This window comes from Hydrogenophaga defluvii (assembly GCF_042665235.1).
Lineage (GTDB): Bacteria > Pseudomonadota > Gammaproteobacteria > Burkholderiales > Burkholderiaceae_C > Hydrogenophaga > Hydrogenophaga defluvii_A.
In genome coordinates this window covers 152,218-168,855 of the sequence record NZ_JBHTBZ010000043.1, presented here as the reverse complement: position 1 = coordinate 168,855, position 16,638 = coordinate 152,218, and the positions used below count along the sequence as shown (strand labels likewise).

13 protein-coding genes are annotated in these 16,638 nt (G+C 67.3%); 11 read left to right on the top strand and 2 right to left on the bottom strand.

Translation table 11 applies throughout. The features are described from left to right. The first annotated feature begins 147 nt into the window (after positions 1-147). From ACFQU0_RS15095 to htpG, 7 genes are all read left to right on the top strand, one after another. A complete protein-coding gene (locus tag ACFQU0_RS15095; protein WP_382202193.1) occupies positions 148-879 on the top strand; it encodes a Crp/Fnr family transcriptional regulator in 732 nt (243 codons plus the stop codon). 71 nt (positions 880-950) lie between these two features. Further along, positions 951-1,877 (top strand): DUF4394 domain-containing protein, encoded by a 927-nt coding sequence (locus ACFQU0_RS15090; protein ID WP_382202191.1) that lies wholly within the window; start codon positions 951-953, stop codon positions 1,875-1,877. Positions 1,878-1,921: 44 nt separating this feature from the next. Next, a complete protein-coding gene (locus tag ACFQU0_RS15085) occupies positions 1,922-2,494 on the top strand; it encodes a methylamine utilization protein (protein ID WP_382202318.1) in 573 nt (190 codons plus the stop codon). A gap of 13 nt (positions 2,495-2,507) precedes the next feature. Continuing rightward, entirely contained in the window at positions 2,508-4,868 is a 2,361-nt protein-coding gene (locus tag ACFQU0_RS15080) for a putative bifunctional diguanylate cyclase/phosphodiesterase (RefSeq protein WP_382202189.1), read from the top strand. Between the two features lie 9 nt (positions 4,869-4,877). Beyond that, complete coding sequence (locus ACFQU0_RS15075) at positions 4,878-5,900, top strand: pseudouridine synthase (RefSeq protein ID WP_382202187.1); 1,023 nt, start codon at positions 4,878-4,880, stop codon at positions 5,898-5,900. 28 nt (positions 5,901-5,928) lie between these two features. Beyond that, positions 5,929-6,948 carry a GGDEF domain-containing protein gene (locus ACFQU0_RS15070; RefSeq protein ID WP_382202185.1) on the top strand — a complete coding sequence of 340 codons (1,020 nt, stop codon included), beginning with the start codon at positions 5,929-5,931 and terminating at the stop codon, positions 6,946-6,948. Between the two features lie 78 nt (positions 6,949-7,026). Beyond that, a complete protein-coding gene (htpG, locus tag ACFQU0_RS15065; protein ID WP_382202183.1) occupies positions 7,027-8,964 on the top strand; it encodes a molecular chaperone HtpG in 1,938 nt (645 codons plus the stop codon). Here htpG and ACFQU0_RS15060 read toward each other — a convergent pair. Next, positions 8,945-10,615, bottom strand: coding sequence for a glycosyltransferase family 39 protein (locus ACFQU0_RS15060; protein WP_382202181.1), 1,671 nt, complete (start codon positions 10,613-10,615; stop codon positions 8,945-8,947). The genes htpG and ACFQU0_RS15060 overlap by 20 nt on opposite strands. Before the next feature lie 141 nt (positions 10,616-10,756). Here ACFQU0_RS15060 and ACFQU0_RS15055 point away from each other — a divergent pair, with 141 nt between their 5' ends. Genes ACFQU0_RS15055 through ACFQU0_RS15040 form a run of 4 tightly spaced genes read left to right on the top strand, consistent with a single transcriptional unit; the run spans position 10,757 to position 15,424 of the window. Next, a complete protein-coding gene (locus ACFQU0_RS15055; protein WP_382202180.1) occupies positions 10,757-12,922 on the top strand; it encodes a protein-disulfide reductase DsbD family protein in 2,166 nt (721 codons plus the stop codon). A gap of 22 nt (positions 12,923-12,944) precedes the next feature. Then, positions 12,945-13,562, top strand: coding sequence for a thioredoxin family protein (locus ACFQU0_RS15050; protein WP_382202178.1), 618 nt, complete (start codon positions 12,945-12,947; stop codon positions 13,560-13,562). Positions 13,563-13,596: 34 nt separating this feature from the next. Continuing rightward, the gene (locus ACFQU0_RS15045; RefSeq protein WP_382202176.1) at positions 13,597-14,100 is read left to right on the top strand and encodes a CoA-binding protein; all 504 of its coding nucleotides are present in this window, start codon (positions 13,597-13,599) and stop codon (positions 14,098-14,100) included. Positions 14,101-14,104: 4 nt separating this feature from the next. Next, positions 14,105-15,424, top strand: a complete 1,320-nt coding sequence (locus tag ACFQU0_RS15040) for an O-acetylhomoserine aminocarboxypropyltransferase/cysteine synthase family protein (RefSeq protein WP_382202174.1) — start codon at positions 14,105-14,107, stop codon at positions 15,422-15,424. Positions 15,425-15,433: 9 nt separating this feature from the next. On the opposite strand, the gene pncB is transcribed toward ACFQU0_RS15040, so the two are convergent. Then, complete coding sequence (gene pncB / locus ACFQU0_RS15035; protein WP_382202172.1) at positions 15,434-16,630, bottom strand: nicotinate phosphoribosyltransferase; 1,197 nt, start codon at positions 16,628-16,630, stop codon at positions 15,434-15,436. Positions 16,631-16,638: the final 8 nt, after the last annotated feature.

Genomic DNA, 16,638 nt, shown 5'->3' with positions numbered 1-16,638 from the left:
CGGTCAAACTCACAATGTCTGACGTTGGCGTGCCGCGAATGGTAGGCAAGCATTTGACGTTATGTTGTCAATGCGACGACAATTGAGGGTCTGCCCGCCTAGGACTTTCCCCTAGGGTGTGTGTCAGCTTCTGGACAGGAAAAGCCGATGAGCACGTCCGTTTCTCCCCTGCGTCAGCGCGCCCGATCGGCCACACCGGACGAGCTGGCCGAGATCCCCTGGCTGCGTCAGCTGGAGTCTGCTGAGCGCGCGCGTGCCGAGAGCGACATCGTGGTCTCGGAGGCCGTGCCGGGCGACTACATCTGCCGCGTGGGGCGCCCGGTCACCTACTGGTTTGGCCTCATCGATGGCCTGCTCAAGATGAGCAATGACGACTCGCAAGGGCCGGTCATCACCTTCACCGGTGTGGCACCCGGCGGCTGGTTTGGCGAGGGCACGGCGCTCAAGCGCGAGAAGTACCGCTACAACATCCAGGCCTTGCGCAAGAGCGTGGTCGCGGGTCTGCCGGTGGACAGCTTCCACTGGTTGCTGGACAACTCCATCGGCTTCAACCGCTTTGTCATGCGCCAGCTCAATGAGCGCCTGGGCCAGTTCATTGCGGCACGCGAGATCGACCGCATCAGCAACCCCGACGTGCGGGTGGCGCGCAGCCTGGCCGCGCTGTTCAACCCCGAGCTCTACCCCGGTGTGGGCCACATGCTGCGCATCACCCAGCAGGAGTTGGCGTATCTGGTGGGACTGTCGCGTCAGCGGGTCAACGAAGCCTTGTCCACCTTGCAGTCGCGCGGGGCCATACGCATCGAGTACGGCGGGGTGCGGGTGCTGGATTTGCCCGCTTTGCGTTCGGTGTTCAGTGCCCAAGAACAGGGCGTGCGTTGAGGCGTCCATTGCCGCCTGCGTCGGCCGCCATTGCGTGTACAGTTTCTTGACATTTCCACCAAGGAGTCGCCATGTTGTTGTTTGCACCTTCGCTGCCCCCGCATGCCCGACGCCTTTTGCCGGTAGCCGCGCTGGCCCTGAGCGCTTGTGGGTCCGTGTTGCTGGCGCCCTACGGCGCGGCCGACGAGCCCATGGGTGTGGCGGCCAAAGAGCTGGTCTGGGCGGTCACGGCCGAGCATGAACTGATCAAGTTCAACGTCGGCCAGCCGCAGCGTTTTCTGGAGCGCCGCCCCGTGACGGGCCTGGCGGCCGGCGATGCGCTGGTGGGCATCGACTTCCGCGTCGCGCGCGGTGTGTTGTACGCCTTGTCGGCCGGTGGCCGGCTCTACACCCTCAACACCGCCACCGGCGCGCTGTCGCCGGTGGGAACCGCGCCGGCCGCCGTGGCGCTGGCCGGTGGGCAGTGGGGGGTGGACTTCAACCCCGCCGCCGACCGCATCCGCGTGGTCAGCGCCAGCGGCCAGAACCTGCGCTTGCACCCCGACACGGGCGCTGTGGTGGACTTCGATCCCAACGCCGCCGGACTGCAAACCGATCCGGCCCTGGCCTACGCGGCCGGCGACACCAACGTGGGCAAATCCCCGCAGGTGACGGGTGCGGCCTACACCTACAACAAACGCGACGAGAAGCTGACCACCAACTACGCCATCGACCGTGCGCTGGGCGTGCTGGTCACCCAGGGCACCCGAGAGGGCGTAGCGCCTGCGGTCTCGCCCAACACGGGGCGGCTGTTCACCGTGGGCGCGCTGGGCCTGGGGGCATTGACCGACGTGGCCTTCGACATCGCCGACCTGAACAACAAGGCGCTGGCAGCGGTGCGCACGTCCCGCGATGCGCGCACCCGCTTGTACGAGGTGGACCTGTCCAGCGGCCGGGCCCGGCTGGTGGGTACCGTGGGGGCAGGCATGGCCCTGCGCGGTTTGGCGATCGAGCCGTGAGCGCGGGCACCTGGCGCCGCTGGTGCGCAGGGGCCTTGTTGGGCATGTGCGCCTGGGTGGGTGGGGTGTGGTCTGCCACCCTGCAGGTGACGGTGACCGACGAGAAAGGTCGGCCCGTGCCCCAGGCGGTGGTGTTTCTGGAGTCGCCCGACGCGGCCCGGGCGACCAAGCCGATGTCTGGTGTGGAGATGGCGCAGAAAGACAAAAGTTTTGTGCCCGAGACCATGGTGGTCACGCGGGGCACGGCGGTGCAATTCCCCAACCGCGACACGGTGCGCCACCACGTGTATTCGTTTTCGCCGGCCAAACGGTTTGAACTCAAGCTTTACATCGGCACGCCGGCCAGCCCCGTGGTGTTCGACCAGGCCGGCGTGGTGGTGCTCGGGTGCAACATCCACGATGAAATGATTGGCTGGATCGCGGTGGTCGATACGCCGTATTTCGGCAGCACCGGCGCCAACGGGCGCGTGCAACTGAACGATGTGCCCGAAGGCAGCTACCGGCTGCGCGTGTGGCACACCGGCCTGCCGGTGGGGGCGCCCGCACTGGACATGCCGCAACGCCTGGGCGCAGCGGCCGCGTCCGCCAGTGTCACCCTCAAGGGGCTGACACCATGAGGGATGCGGTCACATGACGCGTTGGCGCGCCTGGTTGCGCGACGCGCCCCTGTCCACCCGCACGGTGGCGGTCATGTTGGTGTTGTTGCTTTTGGTGCAGGCCGTGGCCTTCGGCATCGTGCGTGCCACCGTCAACGCGCAGGTGCGCAACGAGATGAGCGCCGACCTCCTGGTGGGCGAACGCGTGTGGCTGCGCCTGTTGGAGCAGAACGCCGAACGGCTGCGGCAGGCGTCTTCGGTGCTGGCGGCCGACTTCGGCTTTCGCGCGGCGGTGGGCACGGGCGATCAGCCCACCATACGCTCGGCCCTGGACAACAGCGGCGAACGCATCGGTGCGGCCGTCACCGTGCTGTTGGACCCCGGCTTGCAGTTGGCGGTGACGAGCGAGGCCGCCGAGGGGGGCATGGCCGCCAGCGCCTTGCAGCAGGTGGCTGCCGAACTCTCGCGCGACAGCCGGGGCAGCCGCATCGCCCGCGTCAACCGCGTGCCCTACCAGTTTGTGATGGTGCCCGTGCGGGCGCCTGCCCTCATCGGCTGGGTGCTCATGGGTTTTCAGATCAACCAGGCCCTGGCCGACGATTTGTACCGCGTGTCGGGTGTGCACCTGGCGGTGTTCTCGGGCACCGACGACGCCCACCTCAGTATGGTGGTGACCACGCTGGCGGGACACGAGCAGGTGCTGACCGAGCTCGCGCTCACACAGGCCGCAGACATCGGCATCGGCGGTGAAACCTTTGTGGCGCGGCACGCCACGCTGCCGACGCCCCGTGGGGTGGTGCGCAGCGTGTTGTTGCGCTCGGTGGCCGATGCGGTCGCGCCCTACACCCGTTTGCAGCTCATGCTGGCGCTGGTGACCGTGGCTGGGGTGGGCCTGTTTGCGGTGGGCAGCGGGCTGGCCATGCGCCGCGTCACCCAGCCACTGGCCGCACTGACGGCCGCCACCGCCGCGCTGGAGCGCGGCGATTACGCCGCCGACCTGGGCGACATGGCGCGTGGTGACGAAGTGGGGCAGCTCGCGCGCGGTTTTGACCGCATGCGCGACAGCCTGGCCGAGCAGCGGCGCGAAATTTTGCAGCTGGCCTACTGGGACCGCCTGACCGGCCTGCCCAACCGCGAACGGTTTCGGCAACAGTTGGTGCAGGCCATTGCCGACAGCCGCACCACCGCCAAACCCATGGCGGTCATCACGCTCAACGTGGACCGGTTCAAGCACGTCAACGACGTGTTGGGTTACGCCTTTGGCGACGAACTGCTCAAGGCCGTGGCCGAGCGCCTGAAGCAGCAGGTGTTCCGCGAGGGCGACATGGTGGCGCGCCTGGGCGGCGACGAGTTCGCCATCCTGCTCTCGCGCACCGACGCCGAGGGCGCGGTGCGGCTGACCGAGCGCATCACCAAGGCCTTCGAGGTGCCGTTGGCCTTTGACGAGCAGACGGTTGACCTGAGTGCCAGCATGGGCGTGGCCTGCTGGCCCGCCGACGCCGACGACCCCGACCTGTTGATGAGCCGCTCCGAAATCGCCATGCACGCCGCCAAAAGCAAGACCGCCGGCGTGTTGCTGTATTCGCCGTCGCTGGATTCGTCGAGCACCCAGACCCTGTCGCTGTTGACCGACTTGCGCCACGCCCTGCAGCACGGCGAGCTGCGGCTGTTTCTGCAGCCCAAGCTGGACGCCACCAGCCAGCAGGTGGTGGCCGCCGAGGCCCTGGTGCGCTGGCAGCATCCGCAGCGCGGGCTGGTGCCGCCCCTGCAGTTCATCCCCTTTGCCGAGCAGACCGGCTTTGTGCGCCAGCTCACCTTGTGGATGTTTGAGGAGGCGGCGCGCCAGTGGGCCTCGCTTCAGCTGCCAGGTCAGCCGGTGCGGGTGGCCATCAACCTGTCCACCCGCGACCTGCTGGACCAGGATTTTCCGCAGCGCCTGGGCGGCATCCTCAAACAGCATGGGCTGGCCTCCAGCGGCTTTTGCCTGGAGATCACCGAAAGCGCCATCATGGACGACCCGCAGCGCGCCGAGGCAACGCTCAACCGCCTCGCGGCACAGGGCTTCAAGCTGTCCATCGACGACTTCGGCACCGGCTACTCCAGCCTGGCCTACCTCAAGCGCCTGCCGGTGAGCGAGCTCAAGATCGACAAATCCTTCGTGATGGGCATGGCAACCGATGAGAGCGACGCCAAGATCGTGCGCTCCACCATCGACCTGGCGCACAACCTGGGCCTGAGTGTGGTGGCCGAAGGGGTGGAGACCGCCGCCATCCTGGCGCAACTGCGCGCGCTGGGTTGTGACGAGGCCCAGGGCTACTTCATCAGCAAGCCGCTGCCGGCGGTGGAGTTCAATGCCTGGCGCACCCGCTGGGATACGCGGGCCCCCGGCGCATAATTCGCCGCCATGTCCGAACCCAAGCCCCCCAGCCCGCCCGAACGCAAGCGCCTGTCGCTGTCCAAACCCGCCGCCAAGGCGGCGCCACCCGCGCGGCGTGGCGGGGCAGCCGGGCGCCCATCGGACCGCCCCCCTGCTGGCCAGTACCCCGCACCTGCGCCCCGGCCCACCGGTGGCATCCGTTCCACCCTGCAGAGCCAGGCCCAGCAGCGGGCGCCTGCGCCGGTGTCCGCCACCCGCGAGGCCGGGCTGATCCGCCTCAACAAACGCATGGCCGACCTGGGCCTGTGTTCGCGCCGCGAGGCCGACGAATGGATCGCGCGCGGCTGGGTCAAGGTCAACGGCCAGCCCGCCGACATGGGCCAGCCTGTGGCGCCCGATTGCCAGGTCGAGGTGCTGCCGCAGGCGCAACACCAGCAAGAGGCCAGGGTCACCATCCTGCTGCACAAGCCCGTGGGCTACGTGAGCGGCTTGCCCGAAGACGGCCACGAGTCGGCCGCCGTGCTGATTTCGCCACGCAGCCACTGGGCGGACGACCGCAGCCCACGCCGCTTCGAGGCCTGGCACACACGTGGCCTGGCGCCGGCCGGCCGGCTCGACATCGACTCCACCGGCCTGCTGGTGATGACGCAGGACGGCCGCGTGGCGCGCACCCTCATTGGCGAGGACTCCGGTATCGAGAAGGAGTATCTGGTGCGGGTGCACTACATCGGTGACGGCCCCGACGCCCATCCCAACGCGCCCCTGGTGACGCAAAACGTGCAAGCCGCCTTGCCGCCAGCCCAGCTGGCGCGCCTGCGACACGGCCTGAGCCTGGACGGCCAGCCGCTCAAACCCGCGCAGGTGGACTGGCAAAACCCCGAGCAGCTGCGGTTTGTGCTGACCGAGGGCAAGAAGCGCCAGATCCGGCGCATGTGCGAGCAAGTGGGCTTGCATGTGGTGGGTTTGAAGCGCATACGCATCGGCAAGGTGGTGCTGGGCAACCTGCCGGTGGGTCAGTGGCGCTACCTGGGGGCCACCGAACGTTTCTGAGTGTGTCTGAGCGCCGTACACTTTTCCCATGCCACACCCCGACGCCCCACCCCTGCCCGAGAACGAGGCCCAGCGCCTGCAGGCGCTGCGGCGTTACGACATCCTGGACACGCCCCCCGAGCAGGCCTTTGACGACCTGAGCATGTTGGCGCGCCTGGTGTGTGACACGCCCACGGCCCTGATCAACCTGATCGACGACGAGCGGCAATGGACCAAGTCGGCGGTGGGCGCCGAGGTGTCCGAACTGCCCCGCTCGTTGTCTTTGTGTGCTCACGCCATCCTCCAACCCGACGTGCTGATGGAAGTGCCCGACGCCCTGGCCGACCCACGTTTTGCCCACAACCCCATGGTCACGCGCGAAGGGGGGTTGCGCTTTTACGCGGGCGTGCCCCTGGTCACCGCCGAAGGCCATGCGCTGGGTTCGCTGTGTGTGATCGACGTGCGCCCGCGCCGGCTGGACGAGGCGCAGCGCGAGGCCTTGCGCGCTCTGGGGCGCCAGGTGGTCACCCAGCTGGAGCTGCGCCGGCTGGCGCGCTGGTTCCAGACCCAGAGCACGGTGGATGAGCTGACCCAGGTGTGGAACCGGCGTGCCTTTGACCAGCGCCTGGCCGACGAATGGGCGCGCCATGGCCGCCGCACTGAGCCCCTGGGTCTGCTCATGATCGACGTGGACCACTTCAAGCGCTACAACGACGAGCTCGGGCACCCGGCCGGCGATCGGGTGCTGAGTGAGGTGGCCAGCGTGGTGGGCGATGCGCTGCGGGGCACCGACCACCTGTCGCGTTACGGGGGCGAGGAGTTTGTCGCCATCCTGCCGACCACCGGTGTCAACGGCGCCATGCCGGTGGCCCAGCGTGTGCGCCAGGCGGTGGAGCGCCATGCCTGGCAGCCCCGGGGCGTGACGGTGAGCGTGGGCCTGGCCAGCCTGGTGCCAGCCAAGGACGTGCCGGCCCAGCAACTGCTGGAACGCGCCGACCACGCCTTGCTGCTGGCCAAACGGCGCGGCCGCAACCGCGTCGAGGCCTTTGCCGGCTGGCAGCCGCTGTAGGCTTGTCCGAAGCCCTTGAAAAGGGCTCACGCGCCCCCAAGTAGGCGCGGTCTTTGTGCTTTCCCGACCGATTCCACCATGAGCAAACACACCCATTCCTTTCAGGCCGAAGTCGCCCAACTGCTGCACCTCGTCACGCACTCGCTGTACTCCAACAAAGAAATCTTCCTGCGCGAGCTGGTGTCCAACGCCTCCGACGCCTGCGACAAGCTGCGCTTTGAAGCCCTGAACGACAGCAGCCTGTTTGAAGATGCGCCCAACCTGGAGGTACGCGTGGCCTTCGACAAGGACGCCAAGACGCTGACCATCACCGACAACGGCATCGGCATGAGCGAGGGCGAGGCCATCGACCACCTGGGCACCATCGCCAAGAGCGGCACCAAGGACTTCATGAGCCGGCTGAGCGGCGACCAAAAGAAGGACGCTCAGCTGATCGGCCAGTTCGGCGTCGGCTTCTACTCCGGCTTCATCGTGGCCGACAAGATCACCGTCGAGTCGCGCCGCGCGGGCCTCAAGCCCGAAGAAGGTGTGCGCTGGGTCAGTGGCGGCACCGGCGACTTCGAAACCGAAACCATCACCCGCGCCGCGCGCGGCACCAGCGTCATCCTGCACCTGCGCGAGGATGCCAACGAATACCTGAGCCACTGGAAGCTCAAGCAGATCATTGGCAAGTACTCCGACCACATCAGCCTGCCCATCCTCATGCAGAAAGAGGAGTGGGAAAAGGACAAGGGCGAGTACATCCAGAAAGACGAGTGGGAGGCGGTCAACTCGGCTAGCGCCCTGTGGACCCGCTCCAAAAAAGACATCAGCGACGAGCAGTACGCCGAGTTCTACAAGAACCTCAGCTACGACCAGGATGCCCCGCTGGCCTGGAGCCACAACCGCGTGGAAGGCAGCAGCGAATACACGCAGCTGCTCTACATCCCCGCCAAGGCACCGCACGACCTGTGGAACCGCGACCGCAAGGCCGGCATCAAGCTGTATGTCAAGCGCGTGTTCATCATGGACGAGGCGGAGGCGCTGATGCCGGCTTACCTGCGCTGGGTCAAGGGCGTGGTGGACTCGGCCGACCTGCCGCTCAACGTGAGCCGCGAGCTGCTGCAGGAAAGCCGCGACGTGCGCGCCATCCGCGAAGGCAACACCCGCCGCGTGCTGGCCATGCTGGAAGATCTGGCCAAGAAGGACAAACCGGCCGAGATCACGGAAGGTGCGGACGGCGTGACCGACGTGGTGTCGGAAGAGGACAAGGCGCAGGCTGGCAAGTACAGCCAGTTCTACGCCGAGTTCGGCTCGGTGCTCAAGGAAGGCTTGGGCGAGGACTTTGCCAACCGCGAGAAGATCGCCAAGCTGCTGCGTTTTGCCAGCACCTCATCGGATGCGGTGGCCGTGTCGCTGGCCGACTACAAGGCCCGCATGAAAGAAGGTCAGGCCGCCATCTACTTTATTACCGCCGACAACCTGGCCGCGGCCAAACACAGCCCGCAGCTGGAGGTGTTCCGCAAGAAGGGCATCGAGGTGCTGCTGATGACCGACCGCGTGGACGAGTGGGCGCTGTCGCACCTGCACGAGTTCGACGGCACGCCGCTGCAAAGCGTGGCCAAGGGCGCGGTTGACCTGGGCTCGCTGCTGGACGAGGAAGAAAAGAAGGCCGCCGAAGCCGCCGCCGAAACCTTCAAGCCGCTGCTCGACAAGCTCAAGGAGAGCCTCAAGGACAAGGCCAAAGACGTGCGCGTGACCACCCGCCTGGTGGACTCACCGGCTTGCCTGGTGGTGGAAGACGGCGACGTGTCCAACCAGCTCGCGCGCATGCTCAAGGCGGCTGGCCAGCAGGCGCCGCTGTCCAAGCCCATCCTGGAAGTGAACGCCGAGCACGCGCTGGTGAAGAAGCTGGATGGCTCGGCCCACTTCGACGACCTGGCCCACATCCTGTTCGACCAGGCCCTGCTGGCCGAGGGCGGGCTGCCCGAAGACCCGGCCGCTTACGTCAAGCGCGTCAACGCGCTGCTGGTGTGACGGCGGGGCGGTAGAAGAACACCGCGTACTCAAACGGCACCTGGCGCGGAAAGCGCCAGCCCTGGCGGACCACCCGCAGGGTGACGGGCTCGGTGGCCTGGCCTTGGGTTTGTAGCCAGGCACGCATGTCGGCCAGGCAGCGGTCAGGGTCTTTGCTGTAGCCGGTGGACGGCACCTGCGGCGGGCGTGTGATGTCCCTGCTTTGCCGTTGGGCACCCACCGGCCCCAGCGGGCACAACAACACGCCGCCCTGTGTGGCCCAGTCGGCATGGGGCGCCAGTGTGGCGGGCGACACATCGGGCAGGCCCGGCAGGGCGCGGATCTGGCGATCTGCATAGAAGGCAAGCAAGGCGTTGTCGGCCCAGGCGCCACCGCTCCAACCCAGCGGCACACCCGGCACCTCGCGCGCCCACAAAGCCAACACATCCTGCGCGGCTTGTTCGGACGGGCGGTAGTGGTCCGGGTGACCTTGTTGTGCGCGCTGCCAGCCGTGCGCCAGGCCCACGGCGACCACCAGCGCCAGCACCGGCCATGCGGCGCGATGCAGCCGCCGTTGGGCCTTCTTGCTGCCATCGGGCCCCGCATCTTGTGACAGGTTGCGCAGCCACAGCAGACTGAAGGCGTAGCCGATGGGGATGGACCATGGTGTGGACAGCTCCACCGCGCCCGCCAGCCCAAACAACAAGGTGATGCCGCCGGGCAGCACCGCCAGCCAGAACAGGACGTCGTCCCAGCCCGTGGGGCGCCAACTGACCCACAAGCCTTGCGCCAAGCCGCCCAGCCAGCGGCGCTGGGTGCGGGCCTGTTGCACGCTGGCAAACACCGCCACACAGGCCAGCCAGGCCAGGCCCCAGTACACCAACGGCGTCAGGCCAAACTTGAGCAAAGCCTCCCACGCGGTGTCGCCGTTGCCCTGGTCCATGGCATAGCCCAGGGTGGCAAAGTCGCTGGCGCGCAACCACGCCAGGTGGGGCAGCAGGGCGATGGCAAACACGGCCAGCGCCAGCCACGGCCACGGGCTCAGCAGCCAGCGGCGACCCTCTGCGCGGGTGAGCGCCACCACCAGAAAACCCACCAGAAACACGCCGCTGTAGTACTTGCTCAGAAAACAGGCCGCCGCCAGCAGGCCCAACGCGATGTGCCAAGCCCACCCCCGTGCGCCCCGGCTGTCGATGGCGGTGAGCAGGGCCACCGCCGTCCACGGCCACAGCGACAGCAGTTGGCTATTGGCGTTGAATTTGGCCGCCAGCGTGGTGTAGGGCAGGGCCCAGAGCAGCAGCAGCAGCGCCGTGGGGGCCAGGTGTGCCAGTTGCAGGCGCCGCGCGAGCACCGCCACGCCCCACAGGCCCACCGCCACGTTGGTGTAGGCCAGCAGGCGGTAGGCCCAGTCGGCGGTGGGGAAGACCGCAAACCACATGCCCACCACCCAGGCAAAAAACGGTGGGTGCTTGAATGTGCCCCATTCAAAGGTTTGCGCCCAGGCAAAGTTCTCCAGCATGTCGTGGTAGCTGTCGAGGTTGCCTTGGGCCAGCGACTGCAGCAGCGTCCACACCAGCGCGTGCACCAACACCAGTCCCACGGTGTGAACCCGGGCGGAATGCTGTGTGGGTGCCCGGGCGTGCGGCGGGTGCAGGGGGGTGGCGGGCGTCATGTCTGGCGCGGATTTTAGGTTTTCTGGCAATTGACCGCGCCCATGCGTGGTTTCACCCCTTCGCGACAACACTCGGTGACAATCCCGTTTCCCCACAGGCGCTGGAACTTTGTCAAACGCCTGTTCTCAGACCGTGTGCCCATGACCGCCCGAACCCCCCGTTTCTTTGCCTTGGCCAGTGTCTTCTGCGCCGCTTCCGTGTTGGCTCAGCCTGGCCAGACCGTGGTCCGCACCGACCAGGTGCGCGCCGAGTTGCTGGCCCACGCGCCCGAGGGCGTGGCGCCGGGCAAACCGCTGTGGCTGGGCCTGCAAATCCAGCACGCCAAAGACTGGCACACCTACTGGAAAAACCCCGGCGACTCCGGCCTGCCCACCACGGTGGAGTGGAAGCTGCCCGCTGGCGTGACGGCCGGCGACATCGCCTGGCCCACGCCCAAAAAATTCCCCATCGGCCACCTGGCCAACTACGGCTACGAGGGCACGGTGCTGCTGCCGGTGCCGCTCACGGTGTCGCCCGATTTCAAGGGCACTGAACTGAGCGTGCAGCTCGATGCCGCCTGGCTGGTGTGTCGCAAAGAGTGCATTCCGGAAGAGGGCAGCTTCACCCTGCGCTTGCCTGCAGGCGCGGCCACAGCGGCCCACGCCCGCGCGTTTGACGACGCCGCCAGCCGCGTGCCCCGCGCCCAGCCCACCGGCGACAGCCACGTGGCACCCAGCGACAAGGCCTTGGCGGTGCAGGTGGCTGGCCTGCCGCCCGACTGGGTCGGCCAGACGCTCGAGTTTTTCCCCGAAACCGCCGCCGTCATCGAACCCGGTGCGAAGTGGACCCAGCGCTGGGACGGCAACACCTGGCGGGCCGAGATCCCGCTGTCCAGCCAACACGCCGAAAGCCCTGCCGTGATGCCCGTGGTGCTGGCCCGCACCGGTGACATGGCGCCTGGCGAAAACACCTTGGGCGGCCTGCGCCTGGAACTGCCCGCGCGTGGCACTTGGCCTGCGCTGGCGGCCTTGCCCGGCGACGGTGGTGTGTCGCCTGCGCTGCAAGCCGCACTCGACGCCAATGCCGCGCGGGCTGCGGCCGCGCCAGGCAGCGGCGGCGCCACCCTGAGCCTGGGGCTGGCCCTGCTGGGTGCGCTGGTGGGCGGGTTGCTGCTCAACCTCATGCCCTGCGTGTTCCCGGTGCTGGCCATCAAGGTGCTGGCCTTTGCCCAGCACGCCGACGACCGGCGCGGCCACCGGCTGGCCGGTCTGGCCTACACGGCGGGTGTGATGCTGTCCTTCGTGGCGCTGGGTGCCTTGCTGGTGGCGCTGCGTGCGGCGGGTGAACAGATCGGCTGGGGCTTTCAGCTGCAAAACCCGGCGGTGGTGGCCGCGCTCGCGCTGCTGTTCACCGTGATCGGCCTCAACCTGGCCGGGCTGTTCGAGTTCAAACAACTGGCGCCCGGCCCGCTGGCCGCGCTGCAACTGCGCCACCCGGCGGCCGACGCCTTCTTGACCGGTGTGCTGGCCGTGGCCGTGGCCTCGCCTTGCACCGCGCCCTTCATGGGCGCCTCGCTGGGGCTGGCCGTGGGCCTGCCCACCGCGCAGGCGCTGGCGGTGTTTGCCGCCATGGGCCTGGGGCTCGCGCTGCCCTACCTCGTCGCCAGCCTGTGGCCGGCGGTGGCGCGTGCGCTGCCGCGCCCCGGCGCCTGGATGAACACCTTGCGCCAGTTCCTGGCCTTCCCCATGTTGGCCACGGTGGTGTGGCTGCTGTGGGTGCTGGGGCAACAAAGTGGCATCGACGGCGTGGCTGCCTTGCTGGCGGTGATGGTGATGTTGGCGCTGGTGTTGTGGGCTTGGGGGCGCCAGGGCCGCACCCGGCAGGTGCTGGGCGGCCTGTCGCTGGCCGGCCTGGCGGCGCTGAGCTGGGCGGTGGCGCCGCAGGTCACGCGCATCGCGCCGGCCGACAACCTCAGCGTTGAGGCGACGGGCGATTGGCAACCCTGGTCGCCCGCGCGCATGGCGCAGTGGCAGGCCGAAGGCAAACCGGTGTTTGTGGACTACACCGCCGCCTGGTGCGTGACCTGCCAGTTCAACAAGAAAACCGTGTTGGCCGACGCCGCCCTGCTCGACGACATGCGCGCACGTGGCCTGGTGTTGGCCCGCGCCGACTGGACCCGCCGCGACCCCGCCGTGACCCAGGCCCTGAGCGCCCTGGGCCGCAATGGTGTGCCGGTGTACGCCATTTACCGCCAGGGTGCCGCGCCGGTGGTGATGTCCGAGCTGTTGAGCGCGGCCGAAGTGCGCGCCGCGCTGGCCCGTTTGTGATCCACGTACGAAGGAGAACCGCATGCAACGCCGCCTTTTTGCGCTGACCATCGCTCTGGCTGCCTTCGGCGCACACACTGCCGTCCTGGCCGCCACCGTGGGCCAGCCCGCGCCCGATTTCAGCCTCACCGACGTGAACGGCAAGACCGTGCGCCTGAGCGACTTCAAGGGCAAACACGTGGTGCTGGAATGGAACAACCCTGGCTGCCCTTTTGTGCGCAAACACTACCAGGGCAACCTGCAGGCGCTGCAAAAAGAGTTCACCGCCAAGGGCGTGGTGTGGCTGGCCATCAACTCCACCGAAGACGCCAGCGCCGATTACAAAACCCCGCCCCAGCTGGCGCGCTGGATGGCCGAGCAAAAGGCCGCGCCCACGGCGGTGTTGATGGACGAAGAAGGCACCGTGGGCAAGGCCTACAACGCGCGGGTCACGCCGCACATGTACATCGTCAACGCGCAAGGCCGGCTGGCCTTTGCGGGCGCCATCGACAGCATCCCCTCGGCCCGCGTGAGCGACATCGACAAGGCCACCAACTTCGTGCGCCAGGGCTTGAACGAACTGCTGGCGGGCAAGCCTGTCAGCGTGGCGCAAAACCAGGCCTACGGCTGCAGCATCAAATACAAGTCGGCAGCGGGTTGAGGGGGATTGCCGCCGGGCTGCGTACACTGCGCCCATGAGCGACATCCAGACCCTTCGCACCGTGCTGGCCGAGTGCTCCACCATCGCCGTGGTGGGGCTGTCACCGCAGTGGCACCGGCCCAGTTTCTTCGCGGCCAAGTACATGCAAAGCCATGGCTATCACATCGTCCCGGTCAACCCCGTGGTGGCGCGTGAGAACGGCGAGATTTTGGGTGAGCGCTGTTTTGCGAGTGTCACGGAAGCCGCCGCCGCGTTGGCCGCGCAAGGCCGAAAAATCGACATGGTGGACTGCTTCCGAAAAAGCGAGGACATCCCACCCCTTGCCGACGAAGCCATCGCCATCGGCGCCAAGTGCCTGTGGTTGCAGTTGGGCATCTTCAACGAAGCGGCGGCGCAAAAGGCGCGCCACGCTGGTCTCACCGTCATCGAAGACCGCTGCGTCAAGATCGAACACGCCCGCCTGTTTGGCGGCCTCAATTGGGCCGGCGTCAACACCCGCGTCATCTCGGCCAAACGGCCCCACGTCCTTCCTTACTGACCCCATGGCCCAAGATCACAACCGCGACCGTGATTACGGCTTCGGCACCCGTGCCATCCACGCCGGTGCCATCCCCGACCCCGTCACCGGCGCGCGCGCCACACCCATCCACCAGACCACCAGCTTCGTGTTCGACAACGCCGAACACGCGTCCAGCCTGTTCAACCTGCAGACCTTCGGCAACGTCTACAGCCGCATCAGCAACCCCACGGTGGCGGTGTTGGAAGAGCGCGTGGCCAGCCTCGAAGGTGGGCGCGCCGCCCTGGCCTGCGGCAGCGGCATGGCCGCGCAGATGACCGCGCTGTTGGCCATCCTCAAGGCGGGCGACCACATCGTGGCCGCGTCCACCCTGTACGGCGGCAGCGTGGGCCAGCTGGGCTTGGGTTTTGAGCGGCTGGGCATACACACCACCTTTGTGGACCCGGCCGACCCCGACAACTTCCGCCGTGCCATGCGGCCCAACACCCGCGCGGTGTACGGCGAAACCCTGGGCAACCCGCTGGTCAACGTGTTCGACATCGAGGCCGTGGCCGCCGTGGCGCACGAACACGGCGTGCCGCTGGTGATCGACAACACCGTGGCCTCGCCCTACCTGTGCAACCCCTTCGCCTTCGGCGCCGACATCGTGGTGCACAGCGCCACCAAATACCTGGGCGGCCACGGCACCACCATGGCCGGTGTGGTGGTGGAGTCGGGCAAGTTCAACTGGGCCAACGGCAACTTCCCCGACCTGATCGAGCCCAGCCGCGCCTACCACGGCGTCAAGTTCTACGAGACCTTTGGCGACTTCGGCTACACCATGAAGGCGCGGCTGGAGGTCAACCGCACCTTCGGCGCCGTGCTCTCGCCGCTCAATGCCTGGCTCATTCTGCAGGGCATCGAGACGCTGCACCTGCGCATGTTGGCGCATTGCCGCAACACGGTGCGCGTGGCCGAATTTCTGCGCGAGCACCCGCTGGTGGCCTGGGTCAACTACCCCGGCCTGAGCGATTCGCCCCACCACGCGCTGGCCAAAAAGCAATTCCGCGCCATCGACGGGGCGCCCGGCTGCTCGGGCATCCTCACCTTCGGCATCCAGGCCGACGACCCGGCCCGCGCGGGCGAACGTTTCATCGACGCCTGCGAGTTTCTGAGCCACCTGGCCAACATCGGCGACGCCAAAACCCTGGTCATACACCCCGCCTCCACCACCCACCGGCAGTTGAGCGAAGAGGAGTTGAAGAAGGCCGGCGTCGGGCCCGACATGGTGCGCCTGAGCGTGGGCATCGAGGACGTGGAGGACATCCTCTGGGACATCGACCAGGCGCTGCGCAAAGCGGTGTGAGTGGCCTGCTCAGTCGTGTTTGTCGAACACCTGGCGCAGGTAGGCCAAAAAGGTGTCGTCTTCGCATAGGGTTTTGCCGGGGCTGTCGGCCAGTTTGGCCACAGGCTGGTCGTTGCAGCGCACCAATTTCATGACGATGTGCAACGGCTCGGGGCCCACGTCGTTGGTCAGGTTGGTGCCGATGCCGAAGCCGGTTTGCACGCGGTCGCCGAAGTGCTGGTACAGGGCAATCGCCTTGGGCATGTCCAGACTGTCGGAGAAGGTCAGGCGTTTGCTGTGGGCGTCGATGCGCAGCTTGGCGTAGTGCGCCAGCGCCTTTTCGCCCCACACGAAAGGGTCGCCCGAGTCGTGGCGCAAGCCGTCGAACAGCTTGGCGAAGTAGAGATCGAAGTCGGCCAGAAACGCGTCCAAGCCCACCACATCGGTGAGGGCAATGCCGAGGTCGCCCCGGTACTCCTGCACCCAGGCCTCGAACGCCGCCTTCTGGAACTGCTTGAGCTGCACGCCCACCGATTGGAAGGTTTGCAGGTACTCGTGCGCCATGGTGCCGATGGGCGCGAGGCCATGCTTTTGGGCCAGGTGCACGTTGGAGGTGCCACCGAAGTGTTCGGGCAGTTCGGCTTTGAGCGTGGCCACCACCTCGTCGTGCCACTCGCCACTGAAGCGCCGACGCAGGCCGAAGTCCGCCAGTGAAAAAGCGTGCCGTCGGGGGCTCTGTGCCAGCGCGTCGCGCAACAGCTGGATTTTGTCCTTCAGGCGCTGGCGGCCCACGCCCAGGTCGGGCACCGCCATGCGGCGGAAGTACAGCTCGTTGACGATGGCCAGCACATAAATTTCAAACGGCAGCACATGGACCTGCGGGCCCTTGGCGGTGATGACCAGGTGTTCGCCTTCGGCACGCGCCTCGATGAAGGGGCGGTGCAGCTGGAAGATGCGCAGAAACTGGACGAAGTCGGGTTTGATGTAGCGCAGCTGTGCCAGGTAGCTCAGCTCATCTGGGGCAAATCGCAGGCTGCACAACCAGTCCAACTGCTGGTTGACCTCGTCGACCAGGGTGGCCAGCGCAAAGGCCGGCGGGTTGCGGCAGACAAAGCGGTACTCGGACTGGTTGGTGGGATAACGGTGCAGCAGCGCCTGCCACATCGTGAACTTGTAGAGGTCGGTCTCCAGCAGGCTGTGGATGACGGGCTGGAAGGACGTGCTCATGGGTGTGC

What these genes read in the sequence shown, in the direction of transcription:
- ACFQU0_RS15095 (WP_382202193.1), top strand. Translation starts at nt 148, where the DNA reads ATGAGCACGTCCGTTTCTCCCCTGCGTCAGCGCGCCCGATCGGCCACA.
- ACFQU0_RS15090 (WP_382202191.1), top strand. Translation starts at nt 951, where the DNA reads ATGTTGTTGTTTGCACCTTCGCTGCCCCCGCATGCCCGACGCCTTTTG.
- ACFQU0_RS15085 (WP_382202318.1), top strand. Translation starts at nt 1,922, where the DNA reads ATGTGCGCCTGGGTGGGTGGGGTGTGGTCTGCCACCCTGCAGGTGACG.
- ACFQU0_RS15080 (WP_382202189.1), top strand. Translation starts at nt 2,508, where the DNA reads ATGACGCGTTGGCGCGCCTGGTTGCGCGACGCGCCCCTGTCCACCCGC.
- ACFQU0_RS15075 (WP_382202187.1), top strand. Translation starts at nt 4,878, where the DNA reads ATGTCCGAACCCAAGCCCCCCAGCCCGCCCGAACGCAAGCGCCTGTCG.
- ACFQU0_RS15070 (WP_382202185.1), top strand. Translation starts at nt 5,929, where the DNA reads ATGCCACACCCCGACGCCCCACCCCTGCCCGAGAACGAGGCCCAGCGC.
- htpG (WP_382202183.1), top strand. Translation starts at nt 7,027, where the DNA reads ATGAGCAAACACACCCATTCCTTTCAGGCCGAAGTCGCCCAACTGCTG.
- ACFQU0_RS15060 (WP_382202181.1), bottom strand. Translation starts at nt 10,615, where the DNA reads ATGACGCCCGCCACCCCCCTGCACCCGCCGCACGCCCGGGCACCCACA.
- ACFQU0_RS15055 (WP_382202180.1), top strand. Translation starts at nt 10,757, where the DNA reads ATGACCGCCCGAACCCCCCGTTTCTTTGCCTTGGCCAGTGTCTTCTGC.
- ACFQU0_RS15050 (WP_382202178.1), top strand. Translation starts at nt 12,945, where the DNA reads ATGCAACGCCGCCTTTTTGCGCTGACCATCGCTCTGGCTGCCTTCGGC.
- ACFQU0_RS15045 (WP_382202176.1), top strand. Translation starts at nt 13,597, where the DNA reads ATGAGCGACATCCAGACCCTTCGCACCGTGCTGGCCGAGTGCTCCACC.
- ACFQU0_RS15040 (WP_382202174.1), top strand. Translation starts at nt 14,105, where the DNA reads ATGGCCCAAGATCACAACCGCGACCGTGATTACGGCTTCGGCACCCGT.
- pncB (WP_382202172.1), bottom strand. Translation starts at nt 16,630, where the DNA reads ATGAGCACGTCCTTCCAGCCCGTCATCCACAGCCTGCTGGAGACCGAC.